Here is a 22,375-nt window from a genome sequence, read left to right on the forward strand (position 1 = left end):
TTTTTATTATGATTATAATGTTTATAAGCATGGAAATAGACTCCTCTCTATTTATGATGACTTGTATAGGCGTTTTATTATTATTTATTTTCACTGTATGTTTATTTTTCTATACTGTCGGTGGTCTAAATTCTTTTGTCAGCAATCGAATTTTTACAGCATTAGGCTATCCTAAACCCTGGTCGCACAATTGCTTTGATATTTTTTTCAGTCGTGCCGTTTGTAATTTTAAAGCGTAACCAAATAACTATGTTAAAACATAAGCACCTTGATTATAACTACGTAAAAACACACCTTCTTTAAAAAGTAAAATACCCTTGAATTGGTGTTGTAAATTGAGTTTTTCAGAGATATTCATACAAAATATTATAATTCATCAGCCTCGACAAGCAGTCATAATTACCCAACCTAAATTAGAACCAGGCACGTTCCCAATTAGAAAATGACTCGCGAAATATTAAACAACAATAAAGCGCTTTTTGTCATTTAACGAGGCTTAATTTATGAATTTCTACAAGTAATAATTTTGACTCACTTTTGCTTATTTTTTAAGCTAGTTCGGCGCCGGCGGCTCCGACGCCAGCATATGCATTTACATCGCATATGCTGGCTATTGCCATTATAGGCGCATAGCGCCAACAATGGCATCGTCGCTCATATCATCACTTATTTTTTATAACGCTGCTTTAATTTAACGTTTACATGCCACTCGCCCACCTGAACTGTTAGGGGCCTCCATATGTGAAACATAACCAGAAAAATTCACAGTAAAATAAATATTATAAGCGGACCAATCTAATTCGCGCGTCCAGTAGTAAGAAAAATAGGTATTTTGCGCTTCCCAATTCGAATCAGGATAGTTTGTACCTGCTACCCATCCCCATTCTCCCATAATAGAACTACCAATTGCGCGGATAAAACTGTTCGGATAAATAGTCCAATTACCGCCAACTGAATTTGCTGGAGAGCTAGTATAATCGCGCCTTAATGGCACATTAGCAAGTCCACCACATAAATTTTGCGCGGTAGCCTGATTTATATCGCCACTCTTTACAGGAACTAACCATACCGATGTTGGATTAAAGGTATAATCATGCGATATCGATTTATCATACCCTAAAGTTGCGCGCACTGTCACATTACCTGTTGGCTTATCATTTAATGTAATAAACCCTAATGAATCTACAGCAACCTTACCACCAGGATTACTGATCAAAGTGTAAGTATAGTCCGTTTGTGCACCAGTCATCACTAACTGAAATTTAGCACCAGGAAAGCCAGTTGTCGGAAACGTTTTTGCAGATACCGTTGGTTGGACTTTAAATCCATAATTAGGCACATAATCAGCTGTGTAACCACCACCATGAACAGCATCCGGCGTGCCTTTAGAACCATTCCATTCCCAAGGTCCCGAAACCGGTGAAGTTATTGTTGCATCATAAGTTCGCCACTGCATCTTAGGTGAAAGAACGATGTCATTAGGTTTAGCATAACAAATCATAGAGTCAGGAGCGATCTTATATTTTTTGGTTAACGTCACGCTATCGCTTTCATTGGGTATGCCATATTGAGAATAGGTTTTGAGCACTGCAGATATCTCTAACGTTAACGGCATGACATAACCACTGCCACAACCGATAATATTATTCAAATCACTATTCGGTATTTTATTTCCTTTTCCATCATACCATTGTGAAGTTGTCACTGTGAGTAAAAAAGGCTTAATCGGATCTGCTTTATCTCCATCAATATCTGAAAAATTAGTTATACTACTTAAATTATTGTAATAATACGTTTTCACAACAAAATCGCTGAACCGAAGATTTCCATCAAATCTTTTTACTACATCACTAATAATATTGCCACTTGCTTCACTATAAAATACATTTTTTACCGTAAAACCATGTTTATCGGATGCTTCTTTTACATTTGCCACTTTCGGCGCATTACCTATAATATTTTGCACGGTAGTAGAGGTTAAGCCATACGCATTTGGTTGCAAAAATAAACTCATAAATAATATAACGATTATTAACTTTATCTTCGCTATCGAAAAATATAAATTGAAAAATTTTGAGCTAAAAATAGCGAAAAACTGAATAGATGATTTTACTAATGTAAATGGAAGAATATTTTGTAATAATGCCAATACAGAAAGTCGGTGTTTACTCTCTAATTGACTTAAACCCGATGCCCGATGCCCGATGCCCGATGCCCGATGCCCGATGCCCGATGCCCGATGCCCGATGCCCGATGCCCGATGCCCGATGCCCGATTAAGACCACATTTTAACATATTTTTACTAATCCTTGTAGTGATTTACTTAATTTTTTCATAAAATTCAATTAGATAAACATTAAAACCATTACAACAAACCTGTATAGGAGCTTGTAAAAGTTTTCGTCATAGTAAATAAGTTCGAAAATTTTGTAATGCTCATTTTGGTAAAGATATGTAAAAATTAATTTATTCAATAAGATAGATAAATAATAATGTGATCATAAATAACGTTTTTAAGTTCATTTAGTTTGCATAGATTAAAAAAGCGTATAGTCAATTATTCAGCTGTTAACAGAGTTATACGACTTTTTAAGTACAAAATACTTAGTAACAATAATCATTGTAATCAAGTAAATAACGTTGTATTTAACAATGAAAAATCAACAAGTTAAACAAGGCAATAGCTCAACTTTAAAAGTTTTGGTAAAAAAAAAGACGATTTTGTTGTCAATAAGTCAGATTAATTATTCGTTTATAATCATAAAGCCAACCACTGAGCTAATTAAGATAGGTCATCACCTCAAAGTGTAATTAAGCGAGCAATATAGTTTAATTCTTCCACAGCAAGATAGGTTTTGATCCTATATATATTTAGTAAATTAAATGCCGATCAATAGCAAGTTAGATAAGAGAGAATATAAAATATTTTGTTCCTCAAAAAATGGATTACCCGTGTTTTTTTAGCAAAAATAGTTTATAGATGATTAATTTAATATAAAAATATAGAGTTATCATTCAAAGACCTTGCCAACATTTATCATAATTAAGCTAAATGATAAAACGTTAAACGTTTGCCTTTTCAAAAGGAAAACCCTATCGAAAATATTCATGCATAAAAGATCAAGTGTGAATAATTATCGATGCTGGATTTATTAATCACTATCAGCGATAATTTCAGGCAACTATACTAATTTTAATGTGATTATGTTTACCATTTACCATTCAAATCAAGTCGATTTACTCAAGTCTTTGGTAAGTCAATTAATGCAGCAACAACCATTAAATGATCTATTTATGCCAGACATGGTTATTGTGCAGAGTCAAGGAATGGCACAGTGGTTACAAATTGAGCTTGCTGATGAATTGGGAATTATAGCCAATGTTGAATTTCCTTTCCCTACTCAATTTATTTGGCAACTTTATCAAACGCTATTACCTAATGCTCCCATTGAAAATACGTTTAATCCTGAATCTATGGCTTGGCGCTTATATTATTTATTACCTAAAATTATTGATGAGCCTGAGTTTATTACCCTTAAACATTATTTAAATATTGATAAGCAAGATAGAAAGTTATATCAACTTGCAACGCGTATTGCACGTTTGTTCGACCAATATTTAGTTTATCGTCCTGATTGGCTGGCACAATGGGAAGCCAATAACACAGTTCAAGAATTAAACTTACATGCCGATGAAGTTTGGCAAGCAAAGCTCTGGCGTAAATTAATATCAATTAGTCAACCTTACCATCGCGCTAATATCTATCAACAAATGTTGGAGATTCTAGCAGATCCTCATTTCGATCCAGCACGGCTGACGCCATTACCAAAACGAATTTTTATTTTTGGTATAACTTCACTTCCACCAATTTATTTATCACTACTTTCAGCATTAGGACAACATATTGATGTCCATTTAATGTTTAATAACCCGTGTAAATGGTATTGGGGAGATATCGTTGAGAAACAATTATCACAATCACATAATGACCCAACCCAAATACCCAATGCTTTATTAACCTCGTGGGGAAAATTAGGTCGAGACAATCTATTTTTATTGCAAGAATGTATGAATAAGCAAGATATTGATGTGTTTGTCGATCAACAACGTGATTGTTTATTACACTCTATTCAACAAGATATTTTGGATCTTTATCCCCAAGTGGCAACCCAACACCCCATTCAAACTCAAGACCGCTCTATCTCTATCCATGCTTGTCATAGTGAACAACGCGAAGTTGAAGTGTTATATGACTATCTTTTGTCAATTTTTGATGCCGATCCATCACTTGAGTTACGAGATTGTATTGTAATGGTATCTGATATTGACAAATACGTTCCTTATATTCGTTCAGTTTTTGGTAATGCTTATGGGCAACGCTATTTACCTTTTACAATTTCAGATCAAAAAGCTCGCAATATTGATCCAATAGTACAGGGCTTCTTTGCGATATTGAATTTTCCACAAAGCCGATTTACTGCTGAAGATTTGTTTAATTTACTTGAAATACCAGCCATTTCTAAACAATTTTCAATCGATGAATCACAATTATCACTATTACGAATTTGGATTGTTGAATCTGGCATTCGTTTTGGGCTTGAACATAACCACAGTTGGCTATTTGGGCTTGAACGATTGCTACTGGGTTATACCATGACAAGCGATCAAGGTGGTTGGCAACAAATTTTACCTTATGATGGTGCAACGGGTTTAGATGCTGAATTAATAGGTCAATTAGCTGAATTTATTGGTGTAGTCAGTAAATGGTTAGTGTTATTAGATGAAGATAAACCTTTGGCAGAATGGCAAAGCTGCTGCCTTGAAATTATCAATGACTTTTTTTTCAAAGATGCCCAAAACGAATCAATATTATTGATGATTGAACAAGAGTGGCAAAAGCTGATAAATAGTGGGTTAACAGCTAATTTTTCCGACAAAATTTCAATTACAATTTTACATGATGCAATGCAGGCACGTTTGGAACAAAATCATTTAGCCCATCGCTTTTTAATTGGTAAAATTAACTTTTGTACTATGATGCCGATGCGTTCAATTCCCTTTAAAGTGGTGTGTCTACTGGGTATGAATGATGGTGATTATCCTAGGACTTCATTACCACTAGATTTTGATTTAATTGCAGAACATCCAAGACGAGGGGATCGAAGTCGTCGTAATGATGATCGTTATCTTTTTTTAGAAGCGATATTATCGGCTGAAAATCAATTATATATCAGCTATATTGGTCGTGATATAAAAGATGATAGTGAGCGCTATCCATCTGTTTTAGTTGATGAACTTTGTGATTATATTGCGCAATACTATTGTGAAGAAGGTGCTGAAAAAACAGAAAATACAAAATATTTTCCTGATTTTTTATGTATCCATCATACTCGAACCCCTTTTAATCCACAAAACTTTTTACAAGATCCAAGAAGTTATGCCGATGAATGGTTACCTGCCGCATTACAGCAAGGTAAAACTGTACCTTTTATCAGCCAAATTACCACTATCACAGTAGATAGTATTAATCTTGATGAACTAAAAAGGTTTTATCAGCATTCAATAAGGTTTTTTTTACAAAAACGCTTCCATTTTTATATCCATTATTTAGATGATAACTTACCCGATGCAGAAAATTTTAATTTAGATAACTTAAAGCGTTATCAATTAAATATAGCAATACTTGAACAACTAATTACAAAAGATGGCAATAATTCACAAGACGATCTTTATCAACGTTTAGCATTAAGTGGGGATTTGCCCGATGGCGCTTTTGGACAGATCATCTATGATGAGCAAAATCAAGCTATGCACACTTTAGCTGATAAAATTAATCAAGAACGCCTAAACTTTACTACTCAAGAAGTTAATTTAACTATTTCTACAAGTCAATACGATTGTCAGTTGCAAGGATGGTTAACCCATATTCAACAAGATGGTATTTTAACTTGGCGCCCATCTAAATTATCAATTCGTAATGGGATTTCGTTATGGATTGATCACTTACTCTATTGTATTTTAAATCCCGATACACTCGACACTCAAAGCCGTATGTATGGTCGAGAAGAGACCCAATGGCGTTTTTCATATTTAAACGCTAATCAAGCCTTAGGTTTTCTGACTGATTTAGTCGAAGGGTATTTACAGGGGATAAATGAACCATTATTTATGCCAATCGAAAGTGCGTGGAGTTGGTTAATAACAGCCTACAACCCGAAAACCGGTGAAATTGTGCCGAGTGAAAAAGCCAATAATAAATTGTTAAGTACTTGGCAAGGTGGTTTGTATTATCCAGCTGAATGTGATAGTTACTATCAAAGGCTTTATCCTGAACTAACTCAAAATTTGATAGAACAAATTATTGTTTTAGCTAAGCGGTTTTTATTGCCGATCTTATTGCATCAAACAACAGTTGAATAGGAGGCATTATGTTTATTGATACACATTGTCATTTTGATTTTCCACTGTTTACCAATCATTTAGACGAATCAATAAATTATATCCGACAAGCAAATATTACCGGATTGATTATCCCGGCAGTTGCCGCTCATCATTTTGATACGGTGCTACAATTAGCCAATCATTATAACGAAATTTATGCTGCATTAGGATTACACCCAATATATAGCCATACTGAAGCTGATTTAGAACAATTACGTAATCGACTCAGCCATCTACCCCAAAAAGTGGTTGCAATTGGTGAAATAGGTTTAGATAAATATAATCTGACGATCGACTGGCAACAACAGTTATTCTTTTTTAGATCACAATTAATGTTGGCTAAACAATTCGATTTACCGGTACTTATCCATTCACGTAAAACTCATGATATTATGTATCACGAGTTACGCCAAGCCGATCTGCCTTGTCGTGGCGTGATACATGGTTTTTCAGGTAGCTATCAACAAGCGATGCAATTTATTAAGCTTGGTTATTCTATTGGTGTTGGAGGAGTCATTAGTTATGATCGCGCAAACAAAACACGCAACACAATTGCTAACTTGCCGCTTGCAAGCCTTGTACTCGAAACTGATGCGCCCGATATGCCATTAAGTGGCAAGCAAGGTCAAGCAAATCGACCTGAAAATATCGTCGAGATATTTAAAATTTTAACTGAATTACGCAGTGAATCACCCGAGCAAATACTTAACACTATCTTAACAAATACCTTGACGCTATTTAGTAGAATTAATAGAATGACCACACTGTGCAAAAAATAAATAACTAATTAATTATTATAAAGATATTTTATTTAACTAACCAGATGGTGTTTTTTTATGGCGAAACGTTATAACCAATTTTTTATTCAATCACTCATATCCCTTACACGCTTATTCCCGCTGTGGGCAATACTTTGTGCCGTAGCAGCCTATTTTTTCCCAAGCACATTTTTACCTGTGCGCCCTCATACATCACAGTTATTAATGTTTGTAATGTTTACTATGGGCGTAACGTTAAGTATTGATGATTTTAAACGCGTCGTTACCAAACCTAAAGCGGTAATAATTTGTACCCTACTGCATTATATCGTCATGCCACTGACCGCTTTAATCTTATCTAAATTGTTTACCATGCGACCTGAGTTATTAGTTGGCATGGTTTTAGTCGGTAGTGTTGCGAGTGGTACCGCATCAAATGTTATGATCTATTTAGCAAAAGGCGATGTCGCGTTATCTGTCACAATTTCGTCAGTATCTACCCTAGTTGGCGTAGTTGTTACCCCGCTACTCACGTTATTATTAGTTGGTACCACTGTTGAAGTTCCGGTTCTGGATATGCTTGTTCATATTGTGCAAATTGTGTTAATTCCAATTATATTAGGTTTATTGGTGCACCATTTACTCAACCCATTAGTAAAAAAATGTGAACGTTTTTTACCACTTTTATCGATGATCTGTATTTTATTAATACTTTGTGTTGTAGTTGCAGGTAGCCATGCACAAATAGGACAAGTTGGTTTTACAGTTATTTTTGCAGTTATTATTCATAATGGCTTAGGATTACTGGGTGGTTATTGGGGTGGACGTCTATTTGGATTTGACGAATCAACCTGTCGAACTATGTCACTGGAAGTAGGTATGCAAAACTCAGCATTAGCAGCAACCCTTGGTACAACTTATTTTTCAGCATTATCCGCTTTACCAGCAGCAGTATTCTCAGTTTGGCATAATATTTCAGGTTCATTACTTGCAGGATATTGGCAAGGCAAACCCGTTAAAAATAAGAAAAAAGCCAACAATTAACAAATATTATTGTAGAATAACCTTCAGTACTTTGTCTGACTTAATAATCGATTAAGCCAGGCAAAACAATATACATTCAGGGCTGATATTTTTCCCCTGTTAAGCCCAGTATTCCGATGAATTTTAGGTTAATTAAAATGAATAGCGAATTACAATTATCCCCTTTTGTGTATCGCATATTACCGTGGATCGCGGCATTTGCTTTTTTTATGCAATCGCTCGATACCTCGATATTAAACACTGCACTGCCAACCATGGCTAAAGACCTTAATCAATCACCGTTGAATATGCAATCAGCTGTCATTAGTTATGCTTTAACACTTGCATTGTTTATTCCGGTTAGTGGTTTTTTATCTGACAAATTTGGTACCAGAAATATTTTTGTTATGGCGGTGGGGCTATTTACTTTAGGGTCATTACTTTGTGCTTCATCCAATTCATTAATTTTCTTAGATATCTCACGCGTTATTCAAGGTATTGGTGGCTCCATGATGGTTCCAGTATCACGTTTGGTGCTCATCAAGTCATTTAAACGAAGCGACTTTTTAGTCGCTTTAAACACCGCAACTATTCCCGGTTTAATTGGACCGGTATTAGGGCCGGTACTAGGCGGTTATTTAGTTGACATGGTCAGTTGGCATTGGGTATTTTTGATCAACCTACCTATTGGTTTATTAGGAATGATAATTAGTTTCCGATATATGCCCAACATAAAAGGCGTGCGAATGCCTTTTGATTTATTTGGTTTTATATTTATTGTCATTACTTTTATTAGTGCAACGTTAAGTGTTGAACTTTTAAACCAAAATCAACAATATCAGCTACCCTTGTTACTTGTAATAATTAGTATTGTGTTTTTGTTTATTTATCGAGGATATGCAAATAAAAAACCAGCGCCGTTATTCCCTTTATCACTATTTAAGATTCGTACATTCAAAATAGGAATTATTGGCAATCTAATTTGTCGTTTAGGCATATCGGGGGTGCCTTTTTTAATTCCTCTATTATTACAAGTAGGATTTGGTTATTCAGCCATTTTTGCAGGTATGATGTTGGTACCAATGGCGCTAGCTTCAATCTGTACCAGAATATTCATTCCTCGAATTTTAGGGCGTTTAGGTTACCGTTTTGTATTAGTTGCTAACACCATATTTGCAGGCATTATGATTGCTTTAATGTCACTTTTGAATTCATCATCACCGCTTATCTTTATGTGTTTATTGCTATTTTGTATTGGTGGCATTAACTCTATTCAGTATACAGCGATGAATAGCATCACATTAGCAAATTTAGAAGGCGAAAATACCAGCAGTGGTAATAGTTTAATGGCAGTAAACCAACAATTAGCGATCAGTTTTGGTACAGGATTTGGCGCAGTATTAGTACGATTGATTAGTCATTCAACCAGTACTATTCATGCATTTCAATATACCTTTATTATACTCGGCGTTGTTACCATATTATCAAGCATGATCTTTGCCCAGTTAAAAAAAGAGGATGGACAAAATCTAACCTCTCATCATCAAGAAACAAGGAGATAACAATATGTTCCAGTATCAAATCATTCCAGTTACAGCTTTCCAAGAAAATTGTAGCATCATTTGGTGTGATAAAACCATGGAAGGCGCAATTATCGATCCTGGTGGTGAGCCTGAATTATTAGAAAAAGCAGTAGAAAAGTTAGGCGTTAACATAAAACAAATTTTGCTAACACATGGGCATTTAGATCATGTAGGTGCAGCAGTTACATTAGCAACTAATTTTGGTGTGAAGGTTATCGGACCTAGTCATGAAGATGAGTTTTTATTTAATGCCTTACCACAACAATCAATGCAATTTGGTTTTCCCTATACCGAAAGTTTTTTACCCGATCGTTGGCTGAAAGAAGGCGATAAAATCCAAGTCGGCAACATTACACTTGATGTACTTTTTTGCCCCGGCCATACTCCAGGACATATCGTATTTATTAATGCAAAAGATAAAATTGCATTTGTTGGTGATGTACTATTTAAAAGTAGCATTGGACGAACCGATTTTCCTCGTGGAAATCATGCTGATTTAATCTCATCAATAACCCATAAACTTTTCCCACTGGGTGATGATTTTATCTTTGTTCCTGGCCATGGACCTATGTCGAGCTTTGGCAATGAACGAATGACTAACCCTTTTTTAGTCTAAGACAACTATTGGTTTAAATAAAAAGCAACATCAATAATGTAAACTTTTTAATGTTAAAATAGTTTACATTATAGTTTTTTGTATTATTATTGCACTACTGTTTATTTTTTAATGGTAGAAAATAATGAAACTTACAACATCTTACCCAACATACATTAATACACTATGTAACTTATCATCTTGGCAACGCAAACTGTGTGCAACTACAGGGGCGGCCCTACTGCTAGGGTTAGCAGCTAATATCAGTATTCCCACATACCCAGTACCATTCACACTTCAATCGTTAGCCGTATTGTTAATTGGCGCTTTTTTAGGTCGTAAACTAGGTGCATTAACCATACTTCAATATCTCTTTTTAGGTGCGATAGGTCTACCATTATTCGCCAATGGTAGTGGTGGAATTATGGCACTGGCTTCACCATCAGCAGGTTATTTATATGGCTATGTATTTAGTGCTTATGTAGCTGGTTTTGCCGCCGAAAAAGGTTACGATCGTCGCTTCATTCTAGGCTTAATCGCTTTCGCTTGCGCACATCAACTCTTATTTGTATTTGGTGTCGTTTATCTAATGGGATATATGCATATTTCACTTATCGAAGCACTAAAAGTCGGCTACTTACCTTTTGTTGGTGTTGATGCAGCTAAATTTATTATTGCAACTTGCGTAATGTTCTCATTATGGCGCCACCACGCACGCAAATAACCATGCAAATTGGCGATATTATTTTCCAAGCCCAGAATGAAGAAAGCGAATTCAATACAGCGATCACTCATTCTGGTGCCCAAATCAGCGCTGATGACATAATCAATCAAATAAGCCATGTTGGGTTATATATTGGCGATAATATCGTTATTGAAGCCACCCAAAAACATGGGGTAATCTATACCCCCCTTAATGACTTTTTAGCCGTTGCAAAATATAATCTTGTCGCAACCATTTATGATGAGTCAGTCATCAAAAATGCATTAACACGAGTTCAAACCTGCCTTGGGTTGCCCTATAACCATAGTTTTCGAGCAGATGATAAGGGCTTTTACTGTAGTGAACTGATTACTTTTGCCTTTAAATACCCGTCAGGTAAAGATTATTTTCAATTATATCCAATGAATTTTAAAGATTCTGTTACTAACCAAATTATCCCCTATTGGATCGATTATTATCGAGCACTTAACCAAACTATTCCACAAGGTACATTAGGTTCACATCCACAACAGTTAATGCGGCAAACACATTTATTTAAAACTATCCGAACATATTAAGCTTAGCAAATAAAGTCAATAAAATAGGTCAATTGAACATAAAAAAGCGATTTGAAATAATTTAATTGTTGACATAGCGACATTAAATCTATAATATGCGCGCTACATTTCGGTTCCTCCATAGTTCAGTCGGTAGAACGGCGGACTGTTAATCCGTATGTCACAGGTTCAAGTCCTGTTGGAGGAGCCAACTTCATTCACCTTATGTTTTTCCAACCTTAGCAAATCATTAAAATTATCAATTTTCAAAGTTACTCATCAATACTTGGTGTTAAGCTAACTAGAAAGCTTATTTAGATGGTATAATGCTGTGGAAATTATATGTCTCAATCATCCTTCAATCCTGCAAAACGTTATTAAGCAAAATTGTTTTGTAAAATCTTAAATGATAACGGTTTAACGATATTATCTAAATGAGTTGGAACTGTGGCTCACCGCTAGAATATAAAATTTAAAAAATTATTTTTAGCTGATAAATTGAAAGAATATCTTGCAAAAAAAATCAATCAATAGCATATTTAATACTATTTATTTGATTTAAAGCTTATTTTTAAAATAAGTTAGCTGCTAAAACGCATTTATGAACAATGGCTTAAACGATTAACAATCGTCAATAATTTCTAATAAAATTAATATAAATTTTGTAAAAATGAAATTTAGGAAAAAGAATAATGCATATACATTTTATTATTCACGAAGATTTCGAAGCACCTGGCGCATATGAGCAATGGGCAAAAATACATCAACACACAATTAGCTATTCGCGTGTCTACCTTGGTGAACCCCTTCCAGATAATATCAATAGTATTGATTTTCTAATTATCATGGGTGGACCACAATCACCGGCAACGACCAAAAAAGAGTGTCCACATTTTGACTCGTTAGCTGAGCAAGCTATCATTTTATCTGCAATTAAAGCCAATAAAGTTGTTATTGGTGTTTGCCTTGGATCACAATTAATTGGCGAAGCACTTGGTGCACATTACGAACATAGCCCAGAAAAAGAGATTGGCAAATTCCCAATTACGTTGACCGAAGCTGGTAAAAAAAATCCGTTATTTTCTCATTTCGGTGATAGTTTAGCTGTCGGTCACTGGCACAATGATATGCCTGGTTTAACTCAAGATGCCCAAATCATTGCCTATAGTGAAGGCTGTCCACGGCAAATTATTGCTTATGGCAAATTGGTGTATGGTTTTCAATGTCATATGGAGTTAACTCATGAAGTGGTTGCTAAGCTCATTGCACATTCTCAAGATGATATTAGTCAAGCTGCAAATTATCGCTTTGTCGATACAGAAGACAAATTACGCGCGCACGATTATAGCCAAATGAACTTAAAGTTGTTTATTTTTCTCGATAAACTTAACAAGTATTATCACTCCACCTGTAAAAATTGATCCATTATTCGATATAAAAACTGTCAATTATGCAAAAAATTGTAGTAGATAAACCGAAAAAACGCAGCCCTTTAAGGTTAAAATTAGGAAAAGAATACTTTATTTTAAAACGTAAACTAGATTGGTGGAAAAATCGTAAGCTATATAGTACTGTCGACATCAATGATCACGCGTGCCGTTATTCCCATAAAAAACATCAATCGGTTTTATTAAGGCAGTTAAAGATGTGGATGTGGATATGTATCTGCAATACAACAAAATCACCAATCTACGCTTAGCGGTAGAAAAACTCAATGGTTCAATCATAAAACCGAATCAACGTTTTTCGATCTGGCATAACATCGGGCGCCCAACGAAAAAGCGCGGTTTTTTAGAAGGTCTTTCACTGCACAATGGCAAAATTGGTAAAGATATTGGTGGGGGACTCTGTCAGTTAGGCAATTTAATTTATTGGATGGTTTTGCATTCTGAATTAACGGTTATAGAACGCTGGCGACATAGTTTTGATGTTTTTCCTGATGTAAACCGCACTCGCGACCTTATCTTATAACTATGTTGATTTGCAGCTACTCAACAAAACCAATACAACATACCGCCTTAATCTTTGGCTTGATGATAAATATTTACATGGGGAACTACTTGCTGATACTCCGTTATGTTATCAATATGAAGTTTTCGAAACCGATCATCGCATTGAGCAACAATGGTGGGGAGGTTACACAAGGCACAATAAAATATGGCAACGAAAAACCCATTTAATAGATCATTATCAGCAAGAAAATCTGATTTGTGAAAATCATGCCATTATGATGTACGTACCCTATTTAAAAAATAGTGAAGATTAATTAACAACCATAAGAAAATAGTAATTTTCACAAACAAATAGTCATCAACTATCTAAATAATAGTTTGTGAGCCATATTAATAACTCGTATACTGCTTAAATTAAGTAGTTAATAATAATATATATGAAAGGAGCAACTTCATGGCCTACACTTTACCAGCGCTACCTTATGCGTATGATGCATTAGAACCTTATATTGATGAACAAACTATGCATCTACATCATGACAAACACCATCAAACTTATGTCAATAATGCCAACGGCATTTTAGAAGCACTATCTGATGAAATCAAACAATTAAGCCCTGAAGCTTTATTAGCTAATTTGGACAAAGTGCCAAGCGATAAAGTTACCGGAATTAAAAATAATGTGGGTGGGCATGTTAATCACACTTTATTTTGGGAACTACTAAAAGTGGGAACTGAACTTAAAGGTGAACTAAAAGCCGCAATTGAAAAAGATTTTGGTACAGTTGATGCATTTAAAGAAAAATTTTCAGCAGCAGCGGCAAGTCGTTTTGGCTCAGGTTGGGCATGGTTAGTATTACAAAATGGTAAACTTGCAGTTGTATCAACAGCAAACCAAGATTCTCCGCTAATGGGTGAAAAATATTCAGGTGTTTCTGGTACACCAATTTTAGCACTTGATGTTTGGGAGCATGCTTATTATCTAAAATACCAAAATCGTCGTGCTGATTACATTGGTGCATTTTGGAATGTCATTAACTGGGACAAAGTGGCTGAACTTTATGCTCAAGCTAAAAAATAATTAATTTAAATAGTTCTGTTTTGAGTTAAAAATGACGCATGATGCGTCATTTTTATTTTCAACAATAATGTATCAAAGCAAGGATAAGACATAAAATTGCTAATTGCTAATTTATGTATAAATCCGCTACAATGTGCGATTATGCCAAAATTATAAAAACCAACAAAAATAAAACATGTTTGAAATTAATCCAATAAAATCCAAAATAGCTGAACTTACTGAGCGCACAAATGTCATTCGGGGGTATCTTTGACTATGATCTCAAGAAAGAACGTCTTGAGGAAGTCAATGCCGAATTAGAACAATCCGAAGTTTGGGCCGATCCAGAAAAAGCACAAGCATTAGGCAAAGAACGCGTTGCGCTAGAAGAGATCATCAATACCATCAATACCTTAGAACAAGGTCTGGACGACGTCGAAGGTCTACTTGAACTTGCTATTGAAGCAGAAGATCAAGACACTTTTGACGAAGCCAATCAAGAACTTGAACAACTCGAAAAAAAGCTAGCTGGTCTTGAATTTCGCCGAATGTTCTCGGGTGATTATGACAGTGCTGACTGTTACTTAGATATCCAATCAGGCTCAGGTGGTACTGAAGCCCAAGATTGGGCGGAAATGTTACTGAGAATGTATTTACGCTGGGCTGAATCGAAAGGTTTTACAACCGAAGTGATGGAAGTATCAGACGGTGATGTAGCTGGCATAAAATCAGCCACAATCAAAGTAACCGGCGATTATGCTTATGGTTGGTTACGCACTGAAACCGGTGTCCACCGCTTAGTACGAAAAAGCCCATTTGACTCAGGAAACCGCCGTCATACCTCATTTGCATCGGTATTTGTCTATCCAGAAGTTGATGACAATATTGATATCGACATCAATCCAGCCGATCTGCGTATCGACGTTTATCGTGCATCGGGCGCGGGTGGTCAGCATGTCAATAAAACCGAATCTGCTGTACGTATTACCCACGTACCAACGGGAATTGTAACACAATGTCAAAATAACCGTTCGCAACATAGTAATAAAGATCAGGCCATGAAACAGTTAAAAGCAAAACTGTATGAGCTTGAAATGCACAAAAAGAATGCCGAAAAACAACAAATGGAAGAAAACAAATCCGACATTGGTTGGGGCAGCCAAATTCGTTCGTATGTACTTGATGATTCACGAATCAAAGACTTACGCACAGGCGTTGAAACACGCAATACGCAAGCCGTTTTAGACGGTGATTTAGATCAATTTATTGAAGAAAGCTTAAAAGCCGGTTTATAACTGGTAATAAATAAAAGGTAAAATTATGTCAACACAGCAAGAGCAACAAAACCATATTGAAGAGTTAAATAACGAGCTTACAATACGTCGTGAAAAGCTAGCTGCAATTCGCAAACAAGGCATTGCTTTCCCGAATGATTTTCGTCGTGACGCAATTTCAAGCGATCTTCATAAATTGTATGATGATAAAACTAACGAAGAGTTAATTGAAAATAAAATTACTGTCACTGTTGCCGGTCGAATGATGATGCGCCGTATTATGGGTAAAGCCTCATTTGTATCATTACAAGATGTTGCAGGGCAAATCCAGCTCTATGTCACTCGTGATGATCTACCCGAAAATTACTACAACGAACAATTCAAAAAATGGGATCTTGGTGACATCGTCGGTGCTAAAGGTTACTTATTCAAAACCAAAACAGGTGAACTATCAATTCATTGTGAAGAAATCCGCCTACTAACTAAAGCATTACGCCCATTACCAGATAAATTCCACGGCTTAGCAGATCAAGAAATGCGCTATCGTCAACGTTACCTTGATTTAATTACTAATCAACAATCACGTGACACCTTTATTGCTCGCTCAAAAGTGGTAACTGAAATTCGTAACTTTATGTTAGAAAATCACTTTATGGAAGTCGAAACCCCAATGATGCAAGTCATCCCAGGTGGTGCATCAGCCAAACCATTTATTACTCACCACAATGCGCTTGATTTAGATATGTATCTACGTATTGCCCCTGAACTTTATTTAAAACGTTTAGTTGTAGGTGGTTTTGAACGAGTATTTGAAATTAATCGAAACTTCCGTAATGAAGGCGTATCACCAAGACATAATCCAGAGTTTACCATGATGGAAATGTACATGGCTTATGCCGATTACAAAGACCTGATTGTTTTAACTGAAGCATTATTCCGCCGCCTTGCAATCGCCGTAACGGGTAATCCAGTTGTACAATATGGCGAGCATACTTTCGATTTTGGCAAACCATTTATCAAAATGACTATGCGTGAGGCAATTTGTCATTACCGCCCAGAAACCAATAATGCTGATTTAGATGATTTTGATAAAGCGTGTGCAATTGCCAAAGCTGTCGGTATTAAAATTGAAAAAAGTTGGGGACTCGGTCGAGTAGTGACTGAAATTTTTGAAGAAGTTGCCGAGGCTAACTTAATTCAACCAACGTTTATTACTGAATATCCGGCTGAAGTATCGCCACTTGCTCGCCGTAACGACGAAAATCCATTTGTAACAGACCGCTTTGAGTTCTTTATTGGTGGACGTGAAATTGGTAACGGCTTCTCAGAACTTAACGATGCTGAAGACCAAGCACAACGTTTTGCCGATCAGGTATCGCAAAAAGATGCGGGTGATGACGAAGCAATGTTTTATGATGAAGATTATATCACCGCATTAGAGCACGGCTTACCGCCAACAGCAGGGCTAGGAATTGGGATTGACCGAACCGTAATGCTATTTACCAATAGCCATACCATTCGGGACGTCATTTTATTCCCAACTATGCGTCCAATTAAATAAACCAAATACCACAAAAAACTCATCTATTAAAAAATAGGTGAGTTTTGTCAGTAAGCACTTATATTTTCTTTAACTTTTCTAAAATTATTTTACTCACAATAAGCATATTATATATGCAATATATATCTAATTAGGCTTTTCCAATTGCCAATCAAGTTCAATTAACATTAATATAATTTAGCATCATGCTTAACGCCACACATGTAGCCTATAACTTAATTAGTAACAGATAAATAATATAGTAAGTTATTACTCACTATAAACATGACCACTAAACGTGGATTACGAATATATAAAGGTTTTATCAGGACTTTTCATTAAACTAAATACTGAAAAGTGAATTTTACATAAACATAACTTAGCAATCATAGAGTATATTTGTTTGATTCATACTCAAATAAGTTATTAACTTACGCTAAAGCAAATCAGCAATCTTTGCGTTTTTAATGCTCACTATTATTTAGCATTAGGTTCACTTAATTACATAAATAACCATAATATGATAATCAATCACATATAGTTTAACCTAGAAAGTAAGTACTTAATCACTTTAAATCATAACCGATTGTTCATTAATACAATAACTTAGCCTTTATGTAGATTTTGGATTCGCAAGCAACGTTGGCTATAAATTTAGCCAACGTGATGTTACTGCAATTTACTCAACTATATCGGTACAGGCTTAGACACCACAAAATTGCTATTTATCGCTCACAAAACCATTTAAGTTAACGAATATTTAACGAATAAACACTATTTTTGCTAACCCTCAACTTTCGTGCTCAAGAAATAAGCACTAAGGATAGACGCAAACCAGATCGTTCCGGGACGAGGAGTAGTTGTGAACGGCGCCTACGTCGAAAAAAACAATGAACAGTGTCGAATCATCACCGATGGCAATAGCGGTGCTGCCGACAAAAATGGATGAGATATAAAAGTGCACATTGCCCCATTCAGAAAGGAAACCTGCGCCGATATTAGCATCGGCATAATTATCACTGGATGGTGGTGTGGCAGGTGTCCATGATGGTCCCCATCCCCAACGCCTGTTAACTGCGTTAGTTAAGTCTTTTACCTGTGGCAAACGATAACCACCGCCTAAACTACTACACCAGGATGAGGCGCTATCAACAGTAACATCGCCTACGCCTAGTGGGCGGGCAACGAACCACTGCTTTAACTCAAAACCATAGCTTAATACCGTTTTATTACGACTATCTTTACCCTCTATCACAAAAGTCTGCGGCAAGCTAGCTGGAGCCACACTACCCAGTAATGCTGAATCCTGTAGGGCTTTTGTTGCTGCAGGACCAGTAAGCGTGACACGTATGAAATTTGGATTAGTGGGTGATGGTGTCATGGTAGCGGTAATACCACCTTTAGTGACAGTTGGCCAGGTTAATGTAGAGCTATCAATACCTTCTATGTCTAAATCAAAATACAAATTATTAGCACCGGTAGTCGGGAAGTTAAGCTTGTACTGTGATGGCTCAGCTGCTTGCTTTACAAAACCTCGTTGTCGATTCCAAATATCGGAAGGTTTGGAATAAACGGGCCCCCCCCGACCCGGCCATGCGTAACAGATTTTAGGCGCGGATTTGGGTCTGGTGATATAATAGGCAGCCGTGCTACCACTAAAATTACCACTATTTGGTACCCCATACTGGGTGGTTAAACTACCATCAGTACTGGTTAATTCTACTTTATAAGGTGCCATACAGCTATCTATGTTGGCACTATGCGTCACGGCTCGATTCAATTTATCGGTAATGCTCACGCTTAAATTACCGGTCGCGGTAATTCCATTAGTACCTTGACCATCACCATCATCATCCCCCCAATAATTGTAAGGCTCACCAATTAAGTCGTTTAAGGCGATAGCGTTAACAGTGGCAGGGACCAGCATTCCAATATCGCTAAAGTGCTCATTGGCTTCTGGGAGAACGATTGGATTATCTGCGGTTGAAGTATTATTGTCCGGTGTGTAGGTGGTTTGAGTCGTGCCGTCAGAAACGGTAATACCTAACAGCCCCTCAGTCGTGGTGACCTTAGTGACCCCATTATCAGAGGTTAAATAGGGTGCACTACCATGAATGACTTGCGCCGTCGTTGCCGACAATGCTTGAGTCGTAGTGACATACAGCAATAATAACCATGGTATCGATGCTAAAGCCAGTTTAGATAATTGACCTGATGCTTGAGTTTGCGTAAAAAACAAGGTTGCACGTAAGATTAACCTTAAATTTATCGCTTTAAGTAAGCGATAGCATAACGCTAAATTAAATGTGCATCTTTTGCTTACTCTGAATGCTGAAAAACGAGGGTGAGTTACCTTGCTTTGATGAAATAAGTTAGGTGTAGAAGTAAGAGTTGAATTAAATTTTAGCCTAAAGAGAGATTGGGGAGTTTTTAAAACATTGTTTTGCCAGCGCTGGTGTCTGGTGTCTATAATTATACTTCATGGCGTTCCACCCGTCAACTAATCTGTTATTTTATTTGATTTTTTTATGTTAAATGGCTATAAATCAAGCTTAAATTAAGCTTAATTTTTAAAATTATAAGGCTATGATAAAAAAAAGTCACTCATTCAGCCGAATTATTTGTAAAGAAATGTAAATAACACCATAAATAATAAATGTTAATAGCCTTTAAATAGTCAAATATAGTTAAAATATAGCGGATTATTTTTTTATTCAAAAATATATCACCCGCTTGTTTATTAAAGTTCTGAATAGATGTTTTGGAATTTAGATGGGTTAAAATTTCGGATGTTGCTTGTTTTATGACGTTTTCTCTTTGGAGAAAACGCCCGACGCCCGAGTAAAGAGGGGATTATATGATCTTCCCCAAATTACTCGTATCGTTCATTTTTGTTTACCGATGCTATCGGCTAGGATTACCCCCTGCCGCTGAAACTGTCCTGTTGTTGCTTAACCTTTATTACGCCTTATTAAACGCCTACGACTTAAGGATTAAGGACTAAGAACTAATGACTAAGGATAGGCGCAAAACCCGCGGAAGCTGTTGACGGGGTCGATGCTGTCAACGTCGCCGTCGTCCGAGCCGACATAGAACGGGGACCTACCGTTGCTGTCACTTGCCCAGTAGAAGTAGGAGACGAAGCCGGCAGCGGCATAACTGTACATGTAGCCCCATTCGGTGAACAAACCCGCACCAATATTACGCTGGTAATTATTTTGAGTTGATGCCGGCGTGGCGCCATCTATGCCATTAACGCATGGAAAGTTGCTATTATTGACGCCACATTTCGCGTTAGTTAAGTCTTTAACCTGTGGCAGACGGTAACCACCGCCTAAATTGCGACACCAGGATGATTGGTTAGGATAGTTATCTGATTTATTTCCGCGATTAACGAACCACTGCTTTAACTCAAAACCATAGCTTAATACTGCTTTATTACTGCTATCTTTACCGACTAACACAAAAGTCTGTGGCAAGCTGGGAGTAGCAATACTTCCTGGTGTGGCTGAACTTTGTTGCGATGATGTTGCCACCGGACCCGTGAGGGTGACGCGAATGTTATTAGCATTATCGGGTGATGGCGTCATGGTGGCGGTAATACCGCCTTGGCTGACTGTTGACCATGTCAATGTTGAACCGTTAATACCACCTATGTCTAAATCAAAATACAGATTATTTGCCCCAGTAGTGGGGAAGTTACGACTGTAACTTGATGACTCAGTGGACTGCACTAAAAAACCTCGTAGTGGATTCCAAATATCAGCGGGACCGGCGTAGATGCCGGTGCCCAAACTCAGATTCGGTTTGGCATAACAGATTTTTGGTGCGGCTTTAGGACTGATATAATAAGTAACAGAACTACCATTGAAACTACGACTATTAGGCCGCCCATACTGGGTGATTAAACTACCAGCAGTACTGGTTAATGCCACTTTATAAGGTGCTTGACAGATATTTAAAGTAGCACTACGACTCACGGCCTGATTGTCTTTATCGGTAATACGTACGCTTAAATTACCGGTTACGGTAATACCATTAGTACCCTGACCATCACCGTCATCATCTCCCCAATAATTATAGGGTGCACCAATTAAAGCACTTAAGGCAATGGAGTTAGCAAGGGTAGGTACCAACATCTGTACATCAGCTAAGGTTTCACCAGCATTAGGTAACACTATAGGGGTAGTCGCTGAAGTATTGATTGCCGGAGTAATGGTAGTACCATCAGATAATTTAATCCAAAGCAGCTCCTCAGTAGTGGTAACTTTAGTTACCCGATTATCAAAGGTTAAATAAGGCTGAGTGCCGTTAATTACCTGCACGGTAGTGGCGGATAATGCCTCAGTATTAAATGAACAGCATAACAATAACAATGATACTAACACTAAAACTAGTTTAGATAACGGGCATGATGCTTGAGTTTGAGTATAAGCCCCGAGTGAATTTAAGATTAACCTTAAATTTATATCTTTAATTAAGCTTAAGGATAGCGCTGAGCTCAAAGCGTATCTTTTGTTTACACTTATTGCTAAAAAACGATGATTATTTACGCTGTTTCGATGAAATAAGTTAAAAGTAGAAGCAAGAATTGAATTAAATTTTAGCCTAAAGAGAGATTGGGGAGTTTTTAAAACATTATTTTGCCAGCGCTGGTGTCTGGTGTCTGGTGTCTATAATTATACTTCATGGCGCTCCATCCGTCAACTAATTATTTATTTTATTTCGTTTTTTTATATTAAATGCCATAAATCAAGCTTAAATAAGCTTATTTTTCGGAATTATAAGGCTATGATAAAAAAAAGCCACTCATTCAGCCGAATTATTTGCAAAGAAATGTAAATAACACCATAAATAATAAACGCTAATAGCCTTTAAATAGTCAAATA

15 protein-coding genes, 1 tRNA gene and 1 pseudogene are annotated in these 22,375 nt (G+C 36.5%); 14 read left to right on the plus strand and 3 right to left on the minus strand.

The window, feature by feature from the left end:
- Positions 1 to 239: hypothetical protein (locus tag J3U63_RS11505; protein WP_267371582.1), on the plus strand; the 239-nt coding region annotated here is incomplete at its 5' end.
- Positions 240 to 691: 452 nt separating this feature from the next.
- On the opposite strand, the gene J3U63_RS11510 is transcribed toward J3U63_RS11505, so the two are convergent.
- A complete protein-coding gene (locus J3U63_RS11510) occupies positions 692 to 2,002 on the minus strand; it encodes a hypothetical protein (protein ID WP_267371583.1) in 1,311 nt (436 codons plus the stop codon).
- A 1,202-nt stretch (positions 2,003 to 3,204) separates the two neighbouring features.
- Between J3U63_RS11510 and recC the strand changes: the two genes are divergently transcribed.
- From recC to lysS, 13 genes and pseudogenes are all read left to right on the plus strand, one after another.
- Positions 3,205 to 6,420: an exodeoxyribonuclease V subunit gamma gene (gene recC, locus J3U63_RS11515; protein ID WP_267371585.1), complete on the plus strand. Its 3,216-nt coding sequence runs from the start codon at positions 3,205 to 3,207 to the stop codon at positions 6,418 to 6,420.
- An 8-nt stretch (positions 6,421 to 6,428) separates the two neighbouring features.
- On the plus strand, positions 6,429 to 7,220 hold the full coding sequence (locus tag J3U63_RS11520; protein ID WP_267334329.1) for a TatD family hydrolase: 792 nt from the start codon (positions 6,429 to 6,431) through the stop codon (positions 7,218 to 7,220).
- Between the two features lie 57 nt (positions 7,221 to 7,277).
- Positions 7,278 to 8,243 (plus strand): ketopantoate/pantoate/pantothenate transporter PanS, encoded by a 966-nt coding sequence (panS, locus tag J3U63_RS11525; protein ID WP_267334330.1) that lies wholly within the window; start codon positions 7,278 to 7,280, stop codon positions 8,241 to 8,243.
- 137 nt (positions 8,244 to 8,380) lie between these two features.
- Positions 8,381 to 9,784, plus strand: coding sequence for an MFS transporter (locus tag J3U63_RS11530; RefSeq protein WP_065633176.1), 1,404 nt, complete (start codon positions 8,381 to 8,383; stop codon positions 9,782 to 9,784).
- Between the two features lie 4 nt (positions 9,785 to 9,788).
- Entirely contained in the window at positions 9,789 to 10,421 is a 633-nt protein-coding gene (locus tag J3U63_RS11535; RefSeq protein ID WP_065633177.1) for an MBL fold metallo-hydrolase, read from the plus strand.
- Positions 10,422 to 10,545: 124 nt separating this feature from the next.
- The gene (locus tag J3U63_RS11540) at positions 10,546 to 11,124 is read left to right on the plus strand and encodes a biotin transporter BioY (RefSeq protein WP_267371589.1); all 579 of its coding nucleotides are present in this window, start codon (positions 10,546 to 10,548) and stop codon (positions 11,122 to 11,124) included.
- Positions 11,100 to 11,681: a YiiX/YebB-like N1pC/P60 family cysteine hydrolase gene (locus J3U63_RS11545; protein ID WP_081297440.1), complete on the plus strand. Its 582-nt coding sequence runs from the start codon at positions 11,100 to 11,102 to the stop codon at positions 11,679 to 11,681. Before J3U63_RS11540 ends, J3U63_RS11545 begins: the two co-directional genes overlap by 25 nt.
- Before the next feature lie 114 nt (positions 11,682 to 11,795).
- Positions 11,796 to 11,871 (plus strand) — tRNA-Asn (locus J3U63_RS11550).
- A gap of 481 nt (positions 11,872 to 12,352) precedes the next feature.
- The gene (locus J3U63_RS11555) at positions 12,353 to 13,081 is read left to right on the plus strand and encodes a type 1 glutamine amidotransferase (RefSeq protein WP_267371592.1); all 729 of its coding nucleotides are present in this window, start codon (positions 12,353 to 12,355) and stop codon (positions 13,079 to 13,081) included.
- Positions 13,082 to 13,110: 29 nt separating this feature from the next.
- Positions 13,111 to 13,926: pseudogene (locus J3U63_RS13440) on the plus strand (VanW family protein).
- 140 nt (positions 13,927 to 14,066) lie between these two features.
- Positions 14,067 to 14,693, plus strand: a complete 627-nt coding sequence (locus J3U63_RS11570) for a Fe-Mn family superoxide dismutase (protein WP_267371596.1) — start codon at positions 14,067 to 14,069, stop codon at positions 14,691 to 14,693.
- Positions 14,694 to 14,868: 175 nt separating this feature from the next.
- Positions 14,869 to 15,967, plus strand: a protein-coding gene (prfB, locus tag J3U63_RS11575) for a peptide chain release factor 2 (RefSeq protein ID WP_323849472.1) whose coding sequence is annotated in 2 segments (ribosomal slippage) — positions 14,869 to 14,943 and positions 14,945 to 15,967 — 1,098 coding nt in all. Because the reading frame shifts where the segments join, the coding sequence is not laid out codon by codon here.
- A 25-nt stretch (positions 15,968 to 15,992) separates the two neighbouring features.
- Complete coding sequence (gene lysS, locus J3U63_RS11580; RefSeq protein WP_267344771.1) at positions 15,993 to 17,507, plus strand: lysine--tRNA ligase; 1,515 nt, start codon at positions 15,993 to 15,995, stop codon at positions 17,505 to 17,507.
- Positions 17,508 to 18,303: 796 nt separating this feature from the next.
- Here the strand turns inward: lysS and J3U63_RS11585 are convergent.
- Both J3U63_RS11585 and J3U63_RS11590 read right to left on the minus strand, forming a co-directional pair.
- Positions 18,304 to 19,725, minus strand: coding sequence for a hypothetical protein (locus J3U63_RS11585; protein ID WP_267371598.1), 1,422 nt, complete (start codon positions 19,723 to 19,725; stop codon positions 18,304 to 18,306).
- Between the two features lie 775 nt (positions 19,726 to 20,500).
- The gene (locus J3U63_RS11590; protein WP_267371601.1) at positions 20,501 to 21,991 is read right to left on the minus strand and encodes a hypothetical protein; all 1,491 of its coding nucleotides are present in this window, start codon (positions 21,989 to 21,991) and stop codon (positions 20,501 to 20,503) included.
- Between the last annotated feature and the right edge of the window lie 384 nt (positions 21,992 to 22,375).

The sequence above is a fragment of the Gilliamella sp. B2838 genome (genome assembly GCF_026536185.1).
GTDB lineage: Bacteria > Pseudomonadota > Gammaproteobacteria > Enterobacterales > Orbaceae > Gilliamella.